This is a genomic window from Methylobacterium terrae, from assembly GCF_003173755.1.
Classification (GTDB): Bacteria; Pseudomonadota; Alphaproteobacteria; order Rhizobiales; family Beijerinckiaceae; genus Methylobacterium; species Methylobacterium terrae.
Genome location: NZ_CP029553.1, coordinates 2,750,669 through 2,767,518, shown reverse-complemented (window position 1 = coordinate 2,767,518; position 16,850 = coordinate 2,750,669). Strand labels below are relative to the sequence as shown.

The window sequence follows — 16,850 nt, the reverse complement described above, 5'->3', positions numbered from 1 at the left end:
TGCCCGTGACCGCCCCCCTCGCCTTCGCGCATATCGGCGACCTGCACCTGACCGGGGCGGAGACCGACAACGCCCGCGACTTCTCGGCGATCGTTGCGCAGCTGAACGAGGTCGACGGGCTCGACTTCGTCTTCTTGCCCGGGGACAACGCCGATCACGGTCGCCCCGAGCAATACGCCCTGGTGCGGGCGGGCCTCGACCGGCTCCGTCTCCCCGTCCACGTCATCACCGGCGACCACGACGTGGAGGGCGGGGGGCTCGACGCCTTCTACGCCGGGCTCGACGTGCCCCGCCTGCCCTACGCCGTGGACGTGCAGGGCGTGCGCTGCCTGTTCCTCGACATGTGCGGGCCGGGCTCGGGCGGGCCGGATTTCCGTCTCGGGCCCGATCAGGTCGCCTGGCTCGCCGCCGAGCTGGAGCGCGCCGGGGGCTCGGACTGCGCCCTGTTCATGCACGGCTACCCCGCCGACCTGAGGGGCGAGGGCGAGGCGGCGCGCGTCGCCGACCTCGTCCATCGCGGGCCGGTGCGCCTCGTCGAGATGGGCCACACCCACTACAACGAGCTCGCCAATGACGGCCGCACCGTCTACGCGGCGACGCGCTCCACCGGCCAGATCGAGGAGGGCCCGGTCGGCTACGCGGTGGCGGCCCTCGACGGCGGGGTGGTGAGCTGGCGCTTCAAGGAGCTGGCCCGGCCCTGGCCGTTCGTCCTCGTCACGGCGCCGGCCGACCGGCGCCTCGCCCACGATGCCGGTCACGTCGTCGGCGAGCGCTTCACCCTGCGCGCCTTGGTGCTGGGGCCGGCCGACGCCGTCGCGTTCCGGATCGACGACGGACCGTGGCAGCCGATGGCGCGGCCCGAGGGCGCGCGTTGCCACGAGGCCAGGGTGACGTGGCCGGCCGGCGCCCGGACGATCGCCGTGCGGGCGAAGGCTGCGGGGGCCGAGGATACGGACGTCATCGAGCCGGCGACCGACCCGGACGGCCTGCCGGGCTCCCGCGGGATTGGCAGCGACGCCGACGCGCTCGGCGCCTGGCCCGGCCGAGGCCTCCTGGGGACGCAGCTCGGGCCGAACCGCAACGGGCGGCAATGGTGAGGGCGGGAACTCCCCAGCCCGCCGATGTTCACACTCGTCCCACCCACGACCTTATCCTGAGGTGCTGCAAGGCAGCCTCGACGGAGGTCTCCAGAAGTCTCGCCGATTCCTGGATTCCTCCTTCGAGGCTCGCTCCGTTCGCACCTCGGGGTGAGGTCGTGGGCGGGATGGCAGCGAACACCGATCATCCGACCCGACACCCTTTCCCCCATCCCCTCCCGACCGTGACGACAGGACTTCTTCCCCCATGGCCGCGCTGATGCTCAGCCCCAACCTCGCGACCTGGGCGATCGCCGCCCTCGCCACCCTCGGCGTGATCGTGCGCCCGTTCTCCTGGCCGGAGGCGATCTGGGCGGTGGCGGGCGCCCTCGCGCTGGTCGTTCTCGGCCTGCTCCCGGCCGGCACCGCCTGGGAGGGCGTGCTCAAGGGCACCGACGTCTACCTGTTCCTCGTCGGCATGATGCTGATGTCGGAGGTCGCCCGGAAGGAGGGCCTGTTCGACTGGCTCGCCGGCATCGCGGTGCGCACCGCCAAGGGCTCGGCGACGCGGCTCTTCACCCTCGTCTACCTCGTCGGCACGGTCGTCACGGTGTTCCTGTCGAACGACGCCTGCGCGGTGGTGCTGACGCCGGCGGTCTACGCCGCGACCCGCGCCGCCAAGGTCGAGAACCCCCTGCCGTACCTGTTCATCTGCGCCTTCATCGCCAACGCCGCCTCGTTCGTGCTGCCGATCTCGAACCCGGCCAACCTCGTGGTCTTCGCCGAACACATGCCGCCGCTGACCCGGTGGCTCGCCCTGTTCGCGCTGCCGTCGGTTCTCGCCGTCGGGGCGACCTACCTCGTCCTGCGGCTGACCCAGAACGGGACCCTGCGGGAGCAGAATGTCGCCACCGAGGTCGAGACCGCCTCGCTCTCCCGCACCGGGATTGTGGCCGGCCTCGGCATCGTGGCGACGGGCGCGGTGCTGATCGGCGCCTCGGCCCTCGGGCGCGATCTCGGCCTGCCGACCTTCGTCGCGGGGCTGGCCACCACGCTGATCGTGCTGGTCCTCCGCAAGGGCCGTGGCGCGCTCGAGGTCGTCAAGGATGTGTCCTGGAGCGTGCTGCCGCTCGTCGCCGGCCTGTTCGTGCTGGTCGAGGCGCTGGAGAAGACCGGCGTGCTGGCGATGATCGCCGACGCCCTGAAGCAGGCCGCGACGACTGCGCCTACCGAGACCGCCTGGGGCGCGGGAGCGCTGATCGCGGTCGCCTGCAACCTCGTCAACAACCTGCCGGCTGGCCTGATCGCGGGCGCGGCGGTGCAGGCCGCGCACGTGCCCGAGAAGGTCGCGGGCGCGGTGCTGATCGGCGTCGATCTCGGGCCCAACCTCTCGGTCACCGGCTCGCTCGCCACCATCCTGTGGCTCACCGCGATCCGGCGCGAAGGCCAGGACGTGAGCTTCTGGAGCTTCCTCAAGCTCGGCGCGCTGGTGATGCCGCCGGCCCTGATCCTGGCCTTGGCCGGACTTCTCCTCGTCTGACCCCGAACCCCACGAACGGAAGGCTGTCCCCCCGTGTCGATCGCCGCGCTCCTCTATCCCTTCATCCTGGTGGCCGGTGCGCTGCAGGCACTCGGCAACGCGATGAACGCGCAGCTGCGCGGCCGGATGGTCAATCCGTGGCTCGCCGCCACGGTGTCGTTCCTGCCGATCGTGTTCGTCTTCGTCACCCTGTTCCTGGTGATGCCGACGCCGCTGCCGAGCCTCGAGACCCTGTCGAAGATGCCCTGGTACGCGCCCCTCGGGGGCCTGGCCGGCGCGGTCGCGGTGTTCGGCGGGCTCGCCTTCATCGACAAGGTCGGGGCAGGACCCTTCAACGGCCTGACGCTCACCGCCAACATCATCACCTCGCTCGCCCTCGACGCGTTCGGCCTGTTCGGTCTCCAGGCCGCCGGCTTCAAGCCGCTGCCCTGGCTCGGCGGGCTCCTGATGGCGGCCGGCGTCGTGTTCATCGCCCGTACGGCGGGGAAGAAGGACGAGGGCGAGAGCCATGGCATGAGCGGCAAGCTCCTCTATCCGTTCATCCTCGTCGCCGGTGCGCTGATGGCGATCGGCGTGGTCTGGAACGCGCAGCTGCGCGGGGCGCTGGTCAATCCGTGGCTCGCCGCCACGGTGTCGTTCGTGCCGGTCGTCTTCGCCTTCGCGCTGATGGTCCTGCTGAAGCCGACCCCGCTGCCGACCCGCCAGGATCTGGCGGGGGTGCGCTGGTGGATGCCCCTCGCCGGCCTCACCGGTGCCGTCGCGGTGTTCGCCGGCCTCCTCTTCGTCGACAAGGTCGGGGCCGGCGCCCTCAACGGGCTGCTCATCACCGCGAACCTCCTGACCTCGGTCGCGCTCGACCATTTCGGCTGGCTCGGCATGCGCCAGGTCAAGGCCGGCCCGCCGCGACTCCTCGGCGCCGCCCTGATGATCGGCGGGATCGTGCTGATCTCGGTGTTCTGACGGAGCGCCGCGCCGATGCCCGCCCCGTCCCGGGCGGGTCCTGGCGCGGCGCTCCTTTCCGTCACGGCCGGGGCCGCCTGCCGCCCGGATCGGGCTCAGGCCGCCCTCGCCTCGAAATCGATCCTGGGGTCGATCCAGCTGTAGGTCAGGTCGGAGATCAGGTTCACCACGAGGCCCAGCAGCGAGAAGATGTAGAGGTTGGCGAACACCACCGGGTAGTCGCGGTTCACGATCGATTCGAACGAGAGCAGCCCGAGCCCGTCGAGGCTGAAGATGGTCTCGATCAGGAGCGAGCCGGCGAAGAACGCCGAGATGAACGCGCCCGGGAAGCCCGCCACCACGATCAGCATCGCATTGCGAAAAACGTGGCCGTAGAGCACCTGGCGCTCGGACAGGCCCTTCATCCGCGCGGTCAGCACGTATTGCTTGCGGATCTCGTCGAGGAACGAGTTCTTGGTGAGCAACGTCGAGGTCGCGAAGGCGCCGATCGCCATGGCGACGATCGGCAGGGTGATGTGCCAGAGGTAGTCGGTCACCTTCTGCCATATGGGGAAGTGCGACCAGCCCTCGCTGGTCAGGCCGCGCAACGGAAAGATCTGCAGGAACGAGCCGCCGGCCAGCAGCACGATCAGCAGGATCGCGAACAGGAAGCCCGGGATGGCGTAGCCGACGATGACGACGCCGGAGGTCCAGACGTCGAAGGGCGAGCCGTCCCGCACCGCCTTGCGGATCCCGAGCGGGATCGAGATCGCGTAGGAGATCAGCGTCATCCAAAGGCCTAAGCTGATCGAGACCGGCAGCTTCTCGCGGATGAGCTGCAGCACCGAGACGTCGCGAAAATAGCTCTTGCCAAAATCGAAGCGGGCATAGTCCCACAGCATCTTCAGGAAGCGCTCGGGCGCCGGCTTGTCGAAGCCGAATTGCTGCTCCAGCCGCTTGATGAACGCCGGGTCGAGGCCCTGCGCGCCGCGGTAGCGGGAGTTCGTCTCTCCTCCCCCGGCCTGCGCGGTGCCGCCGCGGCCGGCGAGGTCGCCGCCGCCGCCGGTGACCCGGGACATCGCGGTGTTCTGGCCCTGGAGCTGGGCGAGCACCCGCTCGACCGGCCCGCCGGGGGCGAACTGCACGATCACGAACGAGATCAGCATGATCCCGAGAATCGTCGGGATCATCAGGAGCAGGCGACGGACGAGGTAGGCGGCCATGGTCGGTTTCCGGTGGATTGCTTCGCGATGCGGAACCCGGCTTCGCTCAAGCGCCGCGCGGGCTTGTCGCGAAGGGCCGGGAGCGGGCTCCCGGCCCTTCGCTCAGGTCCGTCCGATCCTTCGCGCCTTCTCGGCGTCGTGCCACCACAGGGTCGGGACGCCGAGGCCGTATCTCGGCAGCTCGCGCGGGCGGCCGTAGAGGTCCCACAGGGCGAGGCGGTGGGTGGCGCCGTACCACATCGGCACCCAGTAGCGCCCGGCGCGCAGGACCCGGTCGAGCGCCCGGCAGGCGGTGGTGAGCTCAGCCCGCGACGCGGCGTCGGCGATGCGGTCGAGCATCGCGTCGACGGCCGGGTTCTCAATCCCGGCGAGGTTCTGCGAGCCCGGCAGCTTGGCGGCACGGCTGCCATAGACCTCGCGCAGGGCTGCGCCCGGGGTCACGGAGCCGCCGAAGCGCGACGACACCACGTCGAAGTCGAAGTCCTTGAGCCGCGCCTGGTACTGCGCCGCGTCGACGAGGCGCGAGCTCGCCCGGATGCCGAGGAGGCTCAGGTTCTTGATGTAGGATTGCAGGAGCGGCTGGAAGACCGGCGAGGAATCCAGGAACTCGAAGGCGAGCGGCTGGCCGTCCGGCAGCTTCATCACCCCGCCGTCGCGGGTGCAGCCGGCCTGGCGCAGCAGCGTGTCGGCCCGGCGCAGCAGCGCCCGGTCCTGGCCCGACCCGTCCGAGCGCGGCGGCGACCACGGCTCGCCGAACACCTCGTCGGGGACCTTTCCTCGGAACGGTTCGAGGAGCGCGAGTTCCGCCTGCGCGGGCATCCCCTCCGCCTTCAGGTCGGAATTCTCGAAGAACGAGGCGGTGCGCCTGTAGGCGCCGTACATCAGGTTCTGGTTCGACCACTCGAAGTCGAAGGCGAGCCCGATCGCCTCGCGGATGCGGGGGTCGCGGAAGACCGGACGGCGGGCGTTGAGGAACCAGCCCTGCGTGCCGGACGGCGTGGCATCCGGCACCGTCTCGCGCCTGACGCGGCCTTCCTGCGCGGCCGGGAAGTCGTAGCCGGTGGCCCAGACCCGGGCGGTGAACTCCTCGCGCCAGGTGAAGGTGCCGGCCTTGAACGCTTCGAACGCGACGTCGCGATCGCGAAAATACTCGTAGCGGATCTCGCCGAAATTGTTCTGGCCGATCGTGACCGGCAGGTCGGCGCCCCAGTAATCCGCCACGCGCTCGAAGGCGATGAAGCGCCCGACCTCGAAGCGGGCCACCCGGTAGGGCCCGGAGGCGAGGGGGGGCTCGAGCGTCGAGGCCTCGAAGTCGCGGCCGCGGTAATAGGCCTCGGAGAAGATCGGCAGTTCGGCGACGATCAGCGGCAGGTCGCGGCTGCGGCCGGGGGCGAAGCGCACCACCACGGCGTCGTCGCCCTCCGGGCTGACCCCGGCGACGTCGCGCAGGACCGCGGCGATCCGCGGATGGCCCTTCTCCTTCAGCGTCGCGATCGAGAAGGCGACGTCGCGGGCGGTGAGCCGCGAGCCGTCGTGGAACCGTGCCTGGGGCCGCAAGGAGAACCGGTAGGACAGGCCGTCCTCGCTGATCGTCACCCCGCGGGCGACGAGACCGTAGAGGGCGTCCGGCTCGTCGAGGGCCCGGACCATCAGGCTGTCGAAGGTCAGGTCCATGCCGGCGGCGCCGTCGCCCTTCAGCACGTAGATGTTGAGGGTGTTGAAGGTCTCGAAGGCCTGGTTGCCGGTGGTGGTCGAGAGCTGCGCCGAGAAGGTGCCGCCCTTCGGCGCCAGCGGCTCGACGTAATCGAAGCGCGGAAAGCCGGCCGGGTATCTCAGGTCGCCGAAGCTCGACAGGCCGTGGCGCTCGGCCGATTGCGCGAAGGCCGGGACGCGGGCGGCCAGCAGGGCCGCCCCGCTTGCCGCAAGGAAGCTGCGCCGGCGCATCACCGCGCCGCCCCGGTCTTGGCGGTCAGCGCCTGATCGTACCACCAGGTCGTCGGGAAGCCCGAGGCGCCGTATTTCGGCAGCACCGCCGGGTGGCCGAAGCGGTTCCAGCGCAGGGTCCGGGACACGTTCGAGGACCATTGCGGCACGACGTAGTTGCGGGCGAGCAGCACCCGGTCCAGTGCCCGGGTCGCCGCCACCAGCTCCTCGCGGTCGCCGGCATAGATCACCTTGTCGATCAGCGCGTCGACGCCCGGATCCTTGATGCCCGCGAGGTTGCGCGAGCCCGGCCGGTCGGCGGCGGCCGATCCCCAGAAGTCGCGCTGCTCGTTGCCGGGCGAGAGCGATTCGGGCCACGAGCTCAGCGCGAGCGCGTCGAAGTCGAAGCTGCGGGCGAGGTTCTGGTACTGGGCCGGATCGACCACCCGCAACGACACCTTGAGGCCGATCCGCTCCAGGACGGCGCGGTAGGGCAGCACCACCCGCTCGGCCGAGTTGTCGTAGCCGAGGAACTCGACCGTGAAGGGCTGGCCGCTCGCCTTCTCGACCATCTGGTTGCCGCGGATCTCGTAGCCTGCCTCCTGGAACAGGCGCACCGCCTCGCGCAGGTTGGCGCGCACCGCCTCGGGGCTGCCGTTGACCGGGTTCCTGTAGGGCGTGGTGAAGACGGAAGGAGGCACCTTGTCCTTGACGCTCTCGAGGATCGCCCGCTCGCGGCCCTCCGGCAGGCCGGACGAGGCCAGCTCGGTGCCGAAGAAGTACGAATCGACCCGCTTGTAGAGCCCGTAGAACAGGGTGCGGTTCATCTCCTCGAAGTCGAAGGCGAGGTTGAAGGCCCGGCGCACCCGCTCGTCGGCGAATTTCTTGCGCCGCAGGTTGAGGGTAAAGGCCTGCATGATGCCCATGCCGGCCTGCGGGAACTCCTCCTTGACGATCCGGCCCTCGCGCACCGCCGGGAAGCCGTCATAGGCGGTGGCCCAGTTGCGGGCGATGTTCTCGGTGCGCCAGTCGAACTGGTCGGCCTTGAACGCCTCGATCATCACCGTCGCATCGCGAAAATACTCGGCGCGCTGGGTGTCGAAGTTGTTGGTGCCGCGGTTCACGGCGAGGTCGCGGCCCCAGTAATCCGGCACCCGCTCGTAGGCGGCGGTGCGGCCGGCCTCGAACCGGGCGAGCCGGTAGGGGCCCGAGCCGAGCGGGATCTCCAGCGTCGTCTCGGTCGGGTTGCGGGTCTTGCCCGAGGCGTCCTTGCCCTCCCACCAGTGCTTGGGCAGCACCGGGAACTGGCCGACGATCTGGGGCAACTCGCGGTTGCCGGTCTCCGAGAAGGTGAAGCGGACCTCGTGCGGGCCCACCACCTCGGCCTTCGTCACGTTGTGGTAGTAGGCGGCGTATTGCGGGCTGTTCTCCTTCAGCACGCCGAAGGAGAACACCACGTCGTCGGCCGTCACCGGCTTGCCGTCGTGCCAGCGTGCCTCCGGCCGCAGGCGGTAGACGACGCTGCCGAGATCCTCGGCCGGCCGCACCGCCTCGGCCAAGAGGCCGTAATAGGTCGAGGGCTCGTCCTGGGCCTGGGCCAGCAGGGTGTCGTAGATCAGCGAGACCTGGCTCTCGAGGTCGCCCTTCAGCCCGGCGACCACGATGTTGAAGTTGTCGTACGACCCCTGCGAGCCGAAGCGCACCAGGCCCCCCTTCGGGGCGTTCGGGTCGGCGTAGTCGAAATGCGTGAAGCCCGCCGGGTATTTCGGCTCGCCGAGGAGCGACAGGCCGTGGCGCCAGCCGTCGCCGGAGGGCGCGGCACCGCCGCCTGAGGGCGCTCCTTGCGCGCGGGCCGGCGACGTGTGGGACTCTGCCGGCAGGGCGGCGAGGCTCAAGAGGGCGAGGGCGGCGCGGCGAGTGAGGGGGCGTGCGATCACGCGGGGCGATCCTCCGGTGGAAACAGGTCTCTGCCCACCGTTCTAGGTCGCGGGGTGCGGCTCCGCCAACCCGGGCGCGTCGGCGCAGGCGGCGGATGCGGGGTGGTTCATGAAAATGACGGGCGCGGGTTTCCCCGGACAGCCCTGCCGCCCGCCGGGAGAGGAGATCTCCCATGCCTCTTGCCTTGGCCGCGGAGCCCCACCCCAGACGGGAAAGGCCGGGCTCACGCCCGGCCTTTCCCGTCTCTCGCGGTTCCGGCAAGCCGGTCAGGGCTTCGGGAAGTCGACCGGCTTCTCGGACAAGGTCTTGAGATAGGCCAGGATGTCGGCCCGCTCGGCACCCGACGGCACGCCCGCGAAGGCCATGATCGTGCCCTGCACGTACTGCTTCGGGGCGTGGAGGAAGTGGTCGAGGTCGTCGTAGGTCCAGTTGCCGCCCTTGGCCTTCATGGCCGCGGAGTAGTTGAAGCCTTCGTGGCTGCCCTTCGGGCGCTCGACGATGCCGTACAGGTCGGGGCCGACCTTGTTCGGGCCGCCCTTCTCGAAGCTGTGGCAGGCCATGCACTTCTTGGCGGCGGCCTGGCCCTTGGCGGCGTCGGCGCTCGCGAGCCGCACGGGCAGCGGCTCCTCCTTGGCGGCCGCCGGCGCCGCGGCGCCGGCATTCTCCTCGGCGGCCGGCAGCGCGTAGCCGCGATCTCCGGCCGGCTTCGGCTTGTAGATCAACTCGGCCAGGAACCCCGTCCCCATCGCGAGGAGCAGGGCGCCGAGCACTGCGCCGGCGATCTTGTTAAGCTCGAAGGAATCCATTCTCGGCAGCTCCGATGCTCCGGTGAGCAGGGGCGGGTCGAGGCGCGGCCCGGCGCCGCGCCGCTCTGACAATCCGCCGGTGCTTAGCCGTTCTGCGACACCGTTGACAATGGCTCTAAACATCGTCGGTTCGTCGCAGAGCGCCGGCGTGTGGACCGTGCCACGGTGCCCGGCCCCGAGGACTGGCCCGGTGCCCTGCCTCGGTGCCCTGCCCCGGTGTCCTGGCGGTCAGCCGTCATGACAAGCCCGGCCCGCGCTGCTAAGAGCCGCGGCTTGCCGGACGATCCATCATCCACAGACAGATTCCCGCACAGCCAGATTCCCGCACAGCCAGAATCCCGCCGCATGTCCGATCCGCTCGTCCTGATCCCCGCCCGCCTCGCGGCGACCCGCCTGCCCGAGAAGCCGCTGGCCGACATCGCCGGCGCGCCGATGATCGTGCATGTCTGGCGCCGGGCGATGGAAGCGGGCATCGGCCCGGTGGTGGTCTGCACCGACACGCCCGCCATCGTGCAGGCGGTGGAGGCGGCGGGCGGGCTCGCGGTGATGACCCGGCCCGACCACCCGTCCGGCTCGGACCGCCTCGCCGAGGCCCTGGAGGCGATCGACCCCGAGGGGCGCCACGACGTGGTGGTGAACGTCCAGGGCGACCTGCCGACCATCGACCCCGCGGCGATCGCCGCCGCGGTGGCGCCCCTCGCCGACCGGGCGGTCGACATCGCGACGCTCTGCGCGGTCATCACCCGGCCCGAGGAGCGCACCGAGCCGAGCGTCGTCAAGCTCGTCGGCTCCGAGGTCGCGCCCGGCCGGCTGCGGGCGCTCTACTTCACCCGCGCCACGGCGCCGTACGGCGACGGGCCCCTCCTCCACCATATCGGGCTCTACGCCTATCGCCGCCGGGCGCTCGAACGCTTCGTCGCCCTGCCGCCGAGCCCGCTGGAGCTGCGCGAGAAGCTCGAGCAGCTGCGCGCGCTGGAGGCCGGGATGCGGATCGACGCGGTCGTGGTCGACGACGTCCCCCTCGGCGTCGACACGCCGCACGACCTCGAGCGCGCCCGCGCCATCCTGGCCGCCCGGCGCCTGAACTGATGTCCCCGAAGGCCCCGACGATGAACCGAACGATCTCCTACCAGGGCGAGCCCGGCGCCAACTCGCACATCATCATCAACGATGCCTATCCGGACTGGACGCCCTTGCCCTGCGCCACCTTCGAGGACGCGCTGACGGCGGTGCAGGACGGCTCGGCGGCGCTCGGCATGATCCCGATCGAGAACTCGATCGCCGGCCGCGTCGCCGACATCCACCACATGCTGCCGGCCTCGGGGCTGCACATCATCGGCGAGCAGTTCCTGCCGATCCGCTTCCAGCTCATGGCCCTGCCGGGCGTGTCGCTGGAGGAGATCCGCACCGTCCACAGCCACGTCCACGCGCTCGGCCAGTGCCGCAAGATCATCCGGCGCCTCGGGCTCAAGGCGGTCGTCGCGCCCGACACCGCCGGCGCCGCCCGCCAGGTCGCCGAGGCCGGCGACCGCACCCGCGCCTCGCTCTCGCCGCGGCTCGCCGCCGAGATCTACGGCCTCTCCATCCTGGCCGAGAACGTCGAGGACGAGGAGCACAACACCACCCGCTTCGTCGTGCTCTCCCGCGAGCCGGCGGTGCCGGCGATGGGGAGCGGCCCGACGGTGACGAGCTTCATGTTCCGGGTCCGCAACATCCCGGCGGCGCTCTACAAGGCGCTCGGCGGCTTCGCGACGAACGGCGTCAACATGACCAAGCTCGAGAGCTACATGGTCGAGGGCCAGTTCACCGCGACCCAGTTCTACGCCGAGGTCGACGGCCACCCGGAGGAGCCGGGCTTGCGCCGGGCGCTGGACGAGCTCGGCTACTTCTCGAGTGCGCTGCGGATCATCGGGACCTATCCGGCGCATCCGTTCCGGGAGAGCGCCCGGCCGCCGGCGGAGTGACCGGCGCGGGGGCCCCGCCGCGGCGAGGCCCCCGGTCCGGCGCTCCTCACCCGACCGACATCGTCAGCGGCGGCTGCACCTCCGCCGGCAGGGGCGAGACGTAGCCCTCCGGCCCGGTGCGGGCCCTGAGGTCGGCCTTGGCGGCCTCGCGCAGGCCCTCGTCGGTGGCGAGCCGGGCGCCGAGCGCCGCCATGGCTTTCGCCACCTGCACCATCGCCTTGTGGGCCGCCGGCGTCTTGCCCTGCGCCACCACCTGCCAGGTGTGGAACGGCGTGCCGACCGCCACCGTCGGGGCGTGGGCCTGCACCGTCGGCACCACCCAGCTCACGTCGCCGACATCGGTCGAGCCGATCGCCGGGTTGCGGCGGGCATCGCGCGGCACCAGGAAGTCGGCGAGCGGCGCGTCCGTCACCGGCAGCCCGATGGTGCGGTAGACCGCCGCGATGTCCTGCGGGGTCAGCGTGCCCTGGATCTCCCTCGCGAAGGCGCGGTCGGCCTCGTCGAAGTGTGGCGCGCCCAGGTCCTCCATCACCCCGTGCAGGGCCTCCTCCAGGGCCGTGTTGCCGACGAGGTTCGAGACCGCGCTGACGATGCGCATCTCCACCGTGGTCTCGGTCATCAGCGCCGCGCCCTCGGCGATCCTGCGCACGCGGGCGACGAGGTCGCGCATGCCCGGCAGGTCGCGGGCGCGGATCGAGTAGCGCACCCGGGCATGGGCCTGGACGACGTTCGGGGCGATGCCGCCGGTGTCGAGATAGGCGTAGTGCACCCGCGCGTCGCTCGGCATGTGCTCGCGCATGTAGTTCACGCCGACATTCATCAATTCGACCGCGTCGAGGGCCGAGCGGCCGAGATGGGGCGCTGCCGCCGCGTGCGAGGCGCGGCCGGTGAACACGAAATCGGCCCGGGTGTTGGCGAGCGAGAGCGGCGGCGAGACCTCCCAGAAGCTCGACGGGTGCCAGGTGACCGCCGCGTCGGCATCCGAGAACAGGCCCTCGCGCACCATGAAGGCCTTGGCCGCCCCGCCCTCCTCCGCCGGGCAGCCGTAATAGCGCACGCGGCCGGGCAATCCGGCTTCCGCGAGCCAGTCCTTCAGGGCGGTGGCGGCGAGCAGTGCCGCCGAACCGAGCAGGTTGTGCCCGCATCCATGGCCGTGGCCGCCCTGCTCGACGGGGGTATGGGCGGCGACGCCCGCCTCCTGGCTCAGGCCCGGCAGCGCGTCGTATTCGCCCAGGAACGCGATCACCGGACCGCCCTCCCCGGCCTCGCCGACGACCGCCGTCGGGATGCCGGCGGCGCCCTCCGTCACGCGAAAGCCCTGGTGGCGCAGCTCGGCGGCGTGGGACGCGGCCGAGCGCTCCTCCGTGTAGCAGACCTCCGGGGTGCCCCAGACCTCGTCGGAGAGGGCGATCAGCCGGTCCTTGTGGGCGTCGACCTGGCGCCACACGGCGTTGCGGTTGTCCATGGGGTTCCCCTCCCGTACGGGCCCGAAGACGGGCCGCCTTGCGCCGCAGCCTCATGCAGGCGGTGGGCCGGCTCAAGCGCGGCGGGAGCGGACGTGGCGCGCGCCGCCGGAATGGCTCGAACGCGGCCCGCCGGTGCCGCGGGAATGGCCCGGGCTTTGCCTATCGTCGCTCCGTTAGCGCTAATCTGTGGTGCTGAACGGTGTCTGGCCGCTTGTAAGGACTCGCGGCGGGCGCGATGCTGACGGCCGCCAGAGGCCAGCCAGAAGGGTGTTTGTCCATGACCGAGCGCGGCGTAACCGAGCATGACGTGACCGAGCATGAGCTGCGCACCCTGATCGGCGAGGTGAAGGACGGGGGCCTGTCGCGGCGCGGCTTCGTCGGCCGGATGCTGGCGCTCGGCCTCTCCGCCCCGATGGCCGGGATGATGCTGGCCCAGAACGGCGTCGCCTTCGCGGCCAACCCCCTGCGGGACGCCTACAAGCCGGGCAAGGCCGGCGGTGGCGGGCCGCTGAAGCTGCTGTTCTGGCAGGCCGCCACCCTGATCAACCCGCACTTCGCCATCGGCACCAAGGACCAGGAAGGCTCGCGCATCTTCTACGAGCCGCTGGCGGCCTGGGACGCCGAGGGCAACCTGTTCCCGATCCTCGCCGCCGAGATCCCGTCGAAGGATAATGGCGGTGTGGCCGCCGACGGCCGCTCGGTGACCTGGAAGCTCAAGCCCAACGTGAAGTGGCACGACGGCAAGCCCTTCACCGCCGACGACGTGGTGTTCACCGCCGAGTACGCCGCCAACCCGGCCACCGCCGCGGTCACCGGCGGCAGCTACGTCAACGTCAAGGTCGAGAAGGTCGACGACCTCACGGTGAAGCTGTCTTTCAAGGAGCCGACGCCGTTCTGGGCCGACGCCTTCGTGTCGAGCGCCGGGATGGTCATCCCCAAGCACGTTTTCGCGGATTACACCGGCGACAAGTCCCGCGACGCGCCGGCGAACCTGGCGCCCGTCGGCACCGGTCCCTACAAGTTCAGCGAGTTCCGCCCCGGCGACATCCTGCGCGGCGTGCGCAACCCGGATTACCACGTGCCGAACCGGCCGTTCTTCGACTCGATCGAGATGAAGGGCGGCGGCGACGCGGTCTCGGCCGCCCGCGCCGTGCTCCAGACCGCCGAGTACGACTACGCCTGGAACATGCAGGTCGAGGACGAGATCCTCAAGCGGCTCGAGGCCGAGGGCAAGGGCCGGGTCACGATGGAGTACGGCGGCAACCTCGAGTTCCTGCTCCTCAACGCCACCGACCCGAACGTCGAGATCGACGGCGAGCGCGCCTCGCTCAAGACCAAGCACCCGGCCTTCTCGGATCCGGCGGTGCGCAAGGCGATGAACCTGCTCGTCAACCGGGCGGCGATCCAGCAATACATCTACGGCCGCACGGGGCGGGCCACCGCCAACGTCTTCAACGGCCCTGCCCCCTTCGTCTCGAAGACCACCTCCTTCGCCTTCGAGCCCGACAAGGCGGCGCAGATCCTCGAAGACGCAGGCTGGAAGAAGGGCGGCGACGGCATCCGCGCCAAGGACGGCAAGAAGCTGAAATTCGTCTTCCAGACCTCGATCAACGCACCGCGCCAGAAGACCCAGGCGATCATCAAGCAGGCCGCCCAGAAGGCCGGCATCGACATGGAGCTGAAGTCGATCCCCGGCTCGGTGTTCTTCTCCTCCGACGTGGCGAACCCGGATACCTATCCGCATTTCTACGCCGACATGGAGATGTATACCTGGAACATGACGCAGGCCGACCCGGCGGTGTTCGCCCTGCAATACGTCTCCTGGGAGGCCGCCACCAAGGCCAACAAGTGGCAGGGCCGCAACATCTGCCGGATGCAGAACCCGGAAGTCGATGCCGCCTACCGCGCGGCGCAGGGCGAGCTCGACCTCGTCAAGCGCGCCGCCCTGTTCGTCAAGATGAACGACCTCGTGGTGGCCGACTACGTCCTGCCGCTCCTCCACCGGGCCCAGGTCTCGGCGGTCAACGGCAAGCTCCTGGCGCCCTCGACCGGCTGGGACAACTCGCTGACCTTCCTGGCCGAGTGGTACCGGCAGGCGTGAGGGACCCCCGATGGGAGCCTATCTCCTCCGCCGCCTCCTCATCGCGATCCCGAGCCTCATCGGGATCAGCCTGATCCTGTTCACGGTGCTGGCGCTGGCGCCGGGCGATCCGTTCGGCGAACTCGCCACCAACCCGAACGTGCCGCCGGAGGTGCGCGAGGCCCTGCGGCTGAAGTTCGGCCTCGATGACCCGATCCTGGTGCGCTACCTGCACTGGCTCACCGCGATGCTCCAGGGCGACTGGGGCTTCTCGTTCGCGAGCCGCGTCGACGTCGACGAACTGATCCTCCAGCGCCTGCCGACCACCCTGTTCGTGGTCGGCTCGTCGCAGGTGCTGGCCCTCCTCGTCGCCGTGCCGGTCGGCATCCTGGCGGCGATCCGGCCCTACTCGGTCTTCGACCAGGTGGCGAACACGCTCGCCTTCGTCGGCTTCTCGCTGCCGACCTTCTTCACCGGCCTCCTGTTCATCCTGCTGTTCAGCCTGACGCTGGACTGGCTGCCCTTCGTCTACCAGGCCGATATCTCCGCGACGGGCTGGCGCTGGGCCTGGGAGCACGTGCGGCAGGCGATCATGCCGGTCTGCGTGCTGGGCTTCTTCCAGGCCGCCTCCTACACCCGCTACGTGCGCGCCTCGGTGCTCGACGTCGCCCGCCTCGACTACGTCACCACCGCCCGGGCGAAGGGCCTGTCGGACGGCACCGTCACGGTCCGCCACATCGCCCGCAACGCCCTGATCCCGGTCGTGACGCTGGTGGCGCTCCAGATCCCGGCGGTGTTCGGCGGCGCCATCGTCACCGAGCAGATCTTCCGCATCCCGGGGATCGGCTCGCTCCTCATCAACGCGATGCTCGCCAACGACACCCCGGTGGTGATGGCCGTCACCTTCGTGTTCGCCTGCCTCGTCGTCCTGTTCAACCTCGTCGCGGACCTCCTCTATGGCTGGCTCGACCCTCGCATCTCCTACCGCTGAGGCGGCGCCGGTGCCCGCGCCTGCGGGCTCGGGGCGGGACACCTGGCGGCGCTTCCGCCGCCACCGCCTCGCCGTCGTCAGCGTCGGGGTGCTGGGCTTCCTGGTGCTGGCGGTCCTCGTCGGCGGCTGGGTCTGGCCGGTGGCGATCGACGAGATCGACTTCGCGGCGACGCTCCAGGGCCCGTCCTGGGCCCACCCCCTCGGCACCGACGACCTCGGCCAGGACCTGCTCGCCCGGATGATCTACGGCGGGCGGATCTCGCTCGCTGTCGGCTTCGCCGCCATGGTGGTAGCGACCTTCGTCGGCGTGGTGGTGGGGGCGCTCGCCGGCATGTCGCGCCGCTTCCTCGACCCCTTCCTGATGTGGCTGACCGACCTGTTCCTGTCGCTGCCGCAGCTGCCGCTCCTGCTCCTGATCATCTACCTGTTCCGCGACCAGCTGAAGCAGGTCTTCGGGGTCGAGGGCGGCGTGTTCGTGATGATCGTCGCGGTGATCGGAGGCCTGCGCTGGATGCCGGTGGCACGCCTCGTGCGGGCCCAGTTCCTGTCCCTGCGCGAGAAGGAATTCGTGGAAGCCGCGCGCTCCCAGGGAGCGACCGCCTGGCACCTCGTCACCCGCCACATCCTGCCGAACGCGATCGGGCCCGTCATCGTCGCGGCGACGATCGAGGTCTCCTCGGCGATCATCGCCGAATCGACCCTGTCGTTCCTCGGCCTCGGCTTCCCGCCCGACATCCCGACCTGGGGTCGGCTCCTCTACGACGCCAAGGACCACCTCGACGTGGCGCCGCACTGGGCCTTGTTCCCGGGCGCCGCGATCTTCCTGACCGTCCTGTCGATCAACTTCATCGGCGACGGCCTGCGCGACGCCCTCGATCCGCGGCGGGTGCTGTGAGGATGCCGG

13 protein-coding genes are annotated in these 16,850 nt (G+C 70.6%); 8 read left to right on the top strand and 5 right to left on the bottom strand.

All coding sequences use genetic code 11. From position 1 onward, the window contains the following. Positions 1–5: 5 nt before the first annotated feature. From DK419_RS12540 to DK419_RS12530, 3 genes are all read left to right on the top strand, one after another. A complete protein-coding gene (locus DK419_RS12540) occupies positions 6–1,097 on the top strand; it encodes a metallophosphoesterase family protein (RefSeq protein ID WP_245442928.1) in 1,092 nt (363 codons plus the stop codon). A gap of 247 nt (positions 1,098–1,344) precedes the next feature. Further along, positions 1,345–2,616, top strand: a complete 1,272-nt coding sequence (locus DK419_RS12535; RefSeq protein ID WP_109959371.1) for an arsenic transporter — start codon at positions 1,345–1,347, stop codon at positions 2,614–2,616. A 33-nt stretch (positions 2,617–2,649) separates the two neighbouring features. Beyond that, the gene (locus DK419_RS12530) at positions 2,650–3,576 is read left to right on the top strand and encodes a DMT family transporter (RefSeq protein WP_245442927.1); all 927 of its coding nucleotides are present in this window, start codon (positions 2,650–2,652) and stop codon (positions 3,574–3,576) included. 95 nt (positions 3,577–3,671) lie between these two features. Here DK419_RS12530 and DK419_RS12525 read toward each other — a convergent pair whose 3' ends face one another. From DK419_RS12525 to DK419_RS12510, 4 genes are all read right to left on the bottom strand, one after another. Then, a complete protein-coding gene (locus DK419_RS12525; protein WP_109959370.1) occupies positions 3,672–4,778 on the bottom strand; it encodes a microcin C ABC transporter permease YejB in 1,107 nt (368 codons plus the stop codon). 102 nt (positions 4,779–4,880) lie between these two features. Beyond that, positions 4,881–6,722: an extracellular solute-binding protein gene (locus DK419_RS12520; protein ID WP_109959369.1), complete on the bottom strand. Its 1,842-nt coding sequence runs from the start codon at positions 6,720–6,722 to the stop codon at positions 4,881–4,883. Further along, positions 6,722–8,638: an extracellular solute-binding protein gene (locus DK419_RS12515; protein ID WP_208642310.1), complete on the bottom strand. Its 1,917-nt coding sequence runs from the start codon at positions 8,636–8,638 to the stop codon at positions 6,722–6,724. Before DK419_RS12515 ends, DK419_RS12520 begins: the two co-directional genes overlap by 1 nt. Positions 8,639–8,905: 267 nt before the next feature. Next, on the bottom strand, positions 8,906–9,445 hold the full coding sequence (locus DK419_RS12510) for a c-type cytochrome (RefSeq protein ID WP_109959368.1): 540 nt from the start codon (positions 9,443–9,445) through the stop codon (positions 8,906–8,908). Between the two features lie 345 nt (positions 9,446–9,790). Between DK419_RS12510 and DK419_RS12505 the strand changes: the two genes are divergently transcribed. Both DK419_RS12505 and DK419_RS12500 read left to right on the top strand, forming a co-directional pair. Beyond that, positions 9,791–10,534: a 3-deoxy-manno-octulosonate cytidylyltransferase gene (locus DK419_RS12505; protein ID WP_109959367.1), complete on the top strand. Its 744-nt coding sequence runs from the start codon at positions 9,791–9,793 to the stop codon at positions 10,532–10,534. A 20-nt stretch (positions 10,535–10,554) separates the two neighbouring features. Then, positions 10,555–11,409, top strand: a complete 855-nt coding sequence (locus tag DK419_RS12500; protein WP_109962272.1) for a prephenate dehydratase — start codon at positions 10,555–10,557, stop codon at positions 11,407–11,409. Positions 11,410–11,455: 46 nt separating this feature from the next. Here the strand turns inward: DK419_RS12500 and DK419_RS12495 are convergent, their stop codons facing one another. Continuing rightward, complete coding sequence (locus tag DK419_RS12495) at positions 11,456–12,874, bottom strand: M20 family metallopeptidase (RefSeq protein ID WP_109959366.1); 1,419 nt, start codon at positions 12,872–12,874, stop codon at positions 11,456–11,458. A 308-nt stretch (positions 12,875–13,182) separates the two neighbouring features. Between DK419_RS12495 and DK419_RS12490 the strand changes: the two genes are divergently transcribed. Genes DK419_RS12490 through DK419_RS12480 form a run of 3 tightly spaced genes read left to right on the top strand, consistent with a single transcriptional unit; the run spans position 13,183 to position 16,841 of the window. Next, positions 13,183–14,976, top strand: a complete 1,794-nt coding sequence (locus tag DK419_RS12490) for a peptide ABC transporter substrate-binding protein (RefSeq protein ID WP_109962271.1) — start codon at positions 13,183–13,185, stop codon at positions 14,974–14,976. Positions 14,977–14,986: 10 nt separating this feature from the next. Continuing rightward, positions 14,987–15,946, top strand: a complete 960-nt coding sequence (locus tag DK419_RS12485; protein WP_109959365.1) for an ABC transporter permease — start codon at positions 14,987–14,989, stop codon at positions 15,944–15,946. Then, entirely contained in the window at positions 15,912–16,841 is a 930-nt protein-coding gene (locus DK419_RS12480) for an ABC transporter permease (RefSeq protein WP_109959364.1), read from the top strand. Before DK419_RS12485 ends, DK419_RS12480 begins: the two co-directional genes overlap by 35 nt. Positions 16,842–16,850: the final 9 nt, after the last annotated feature.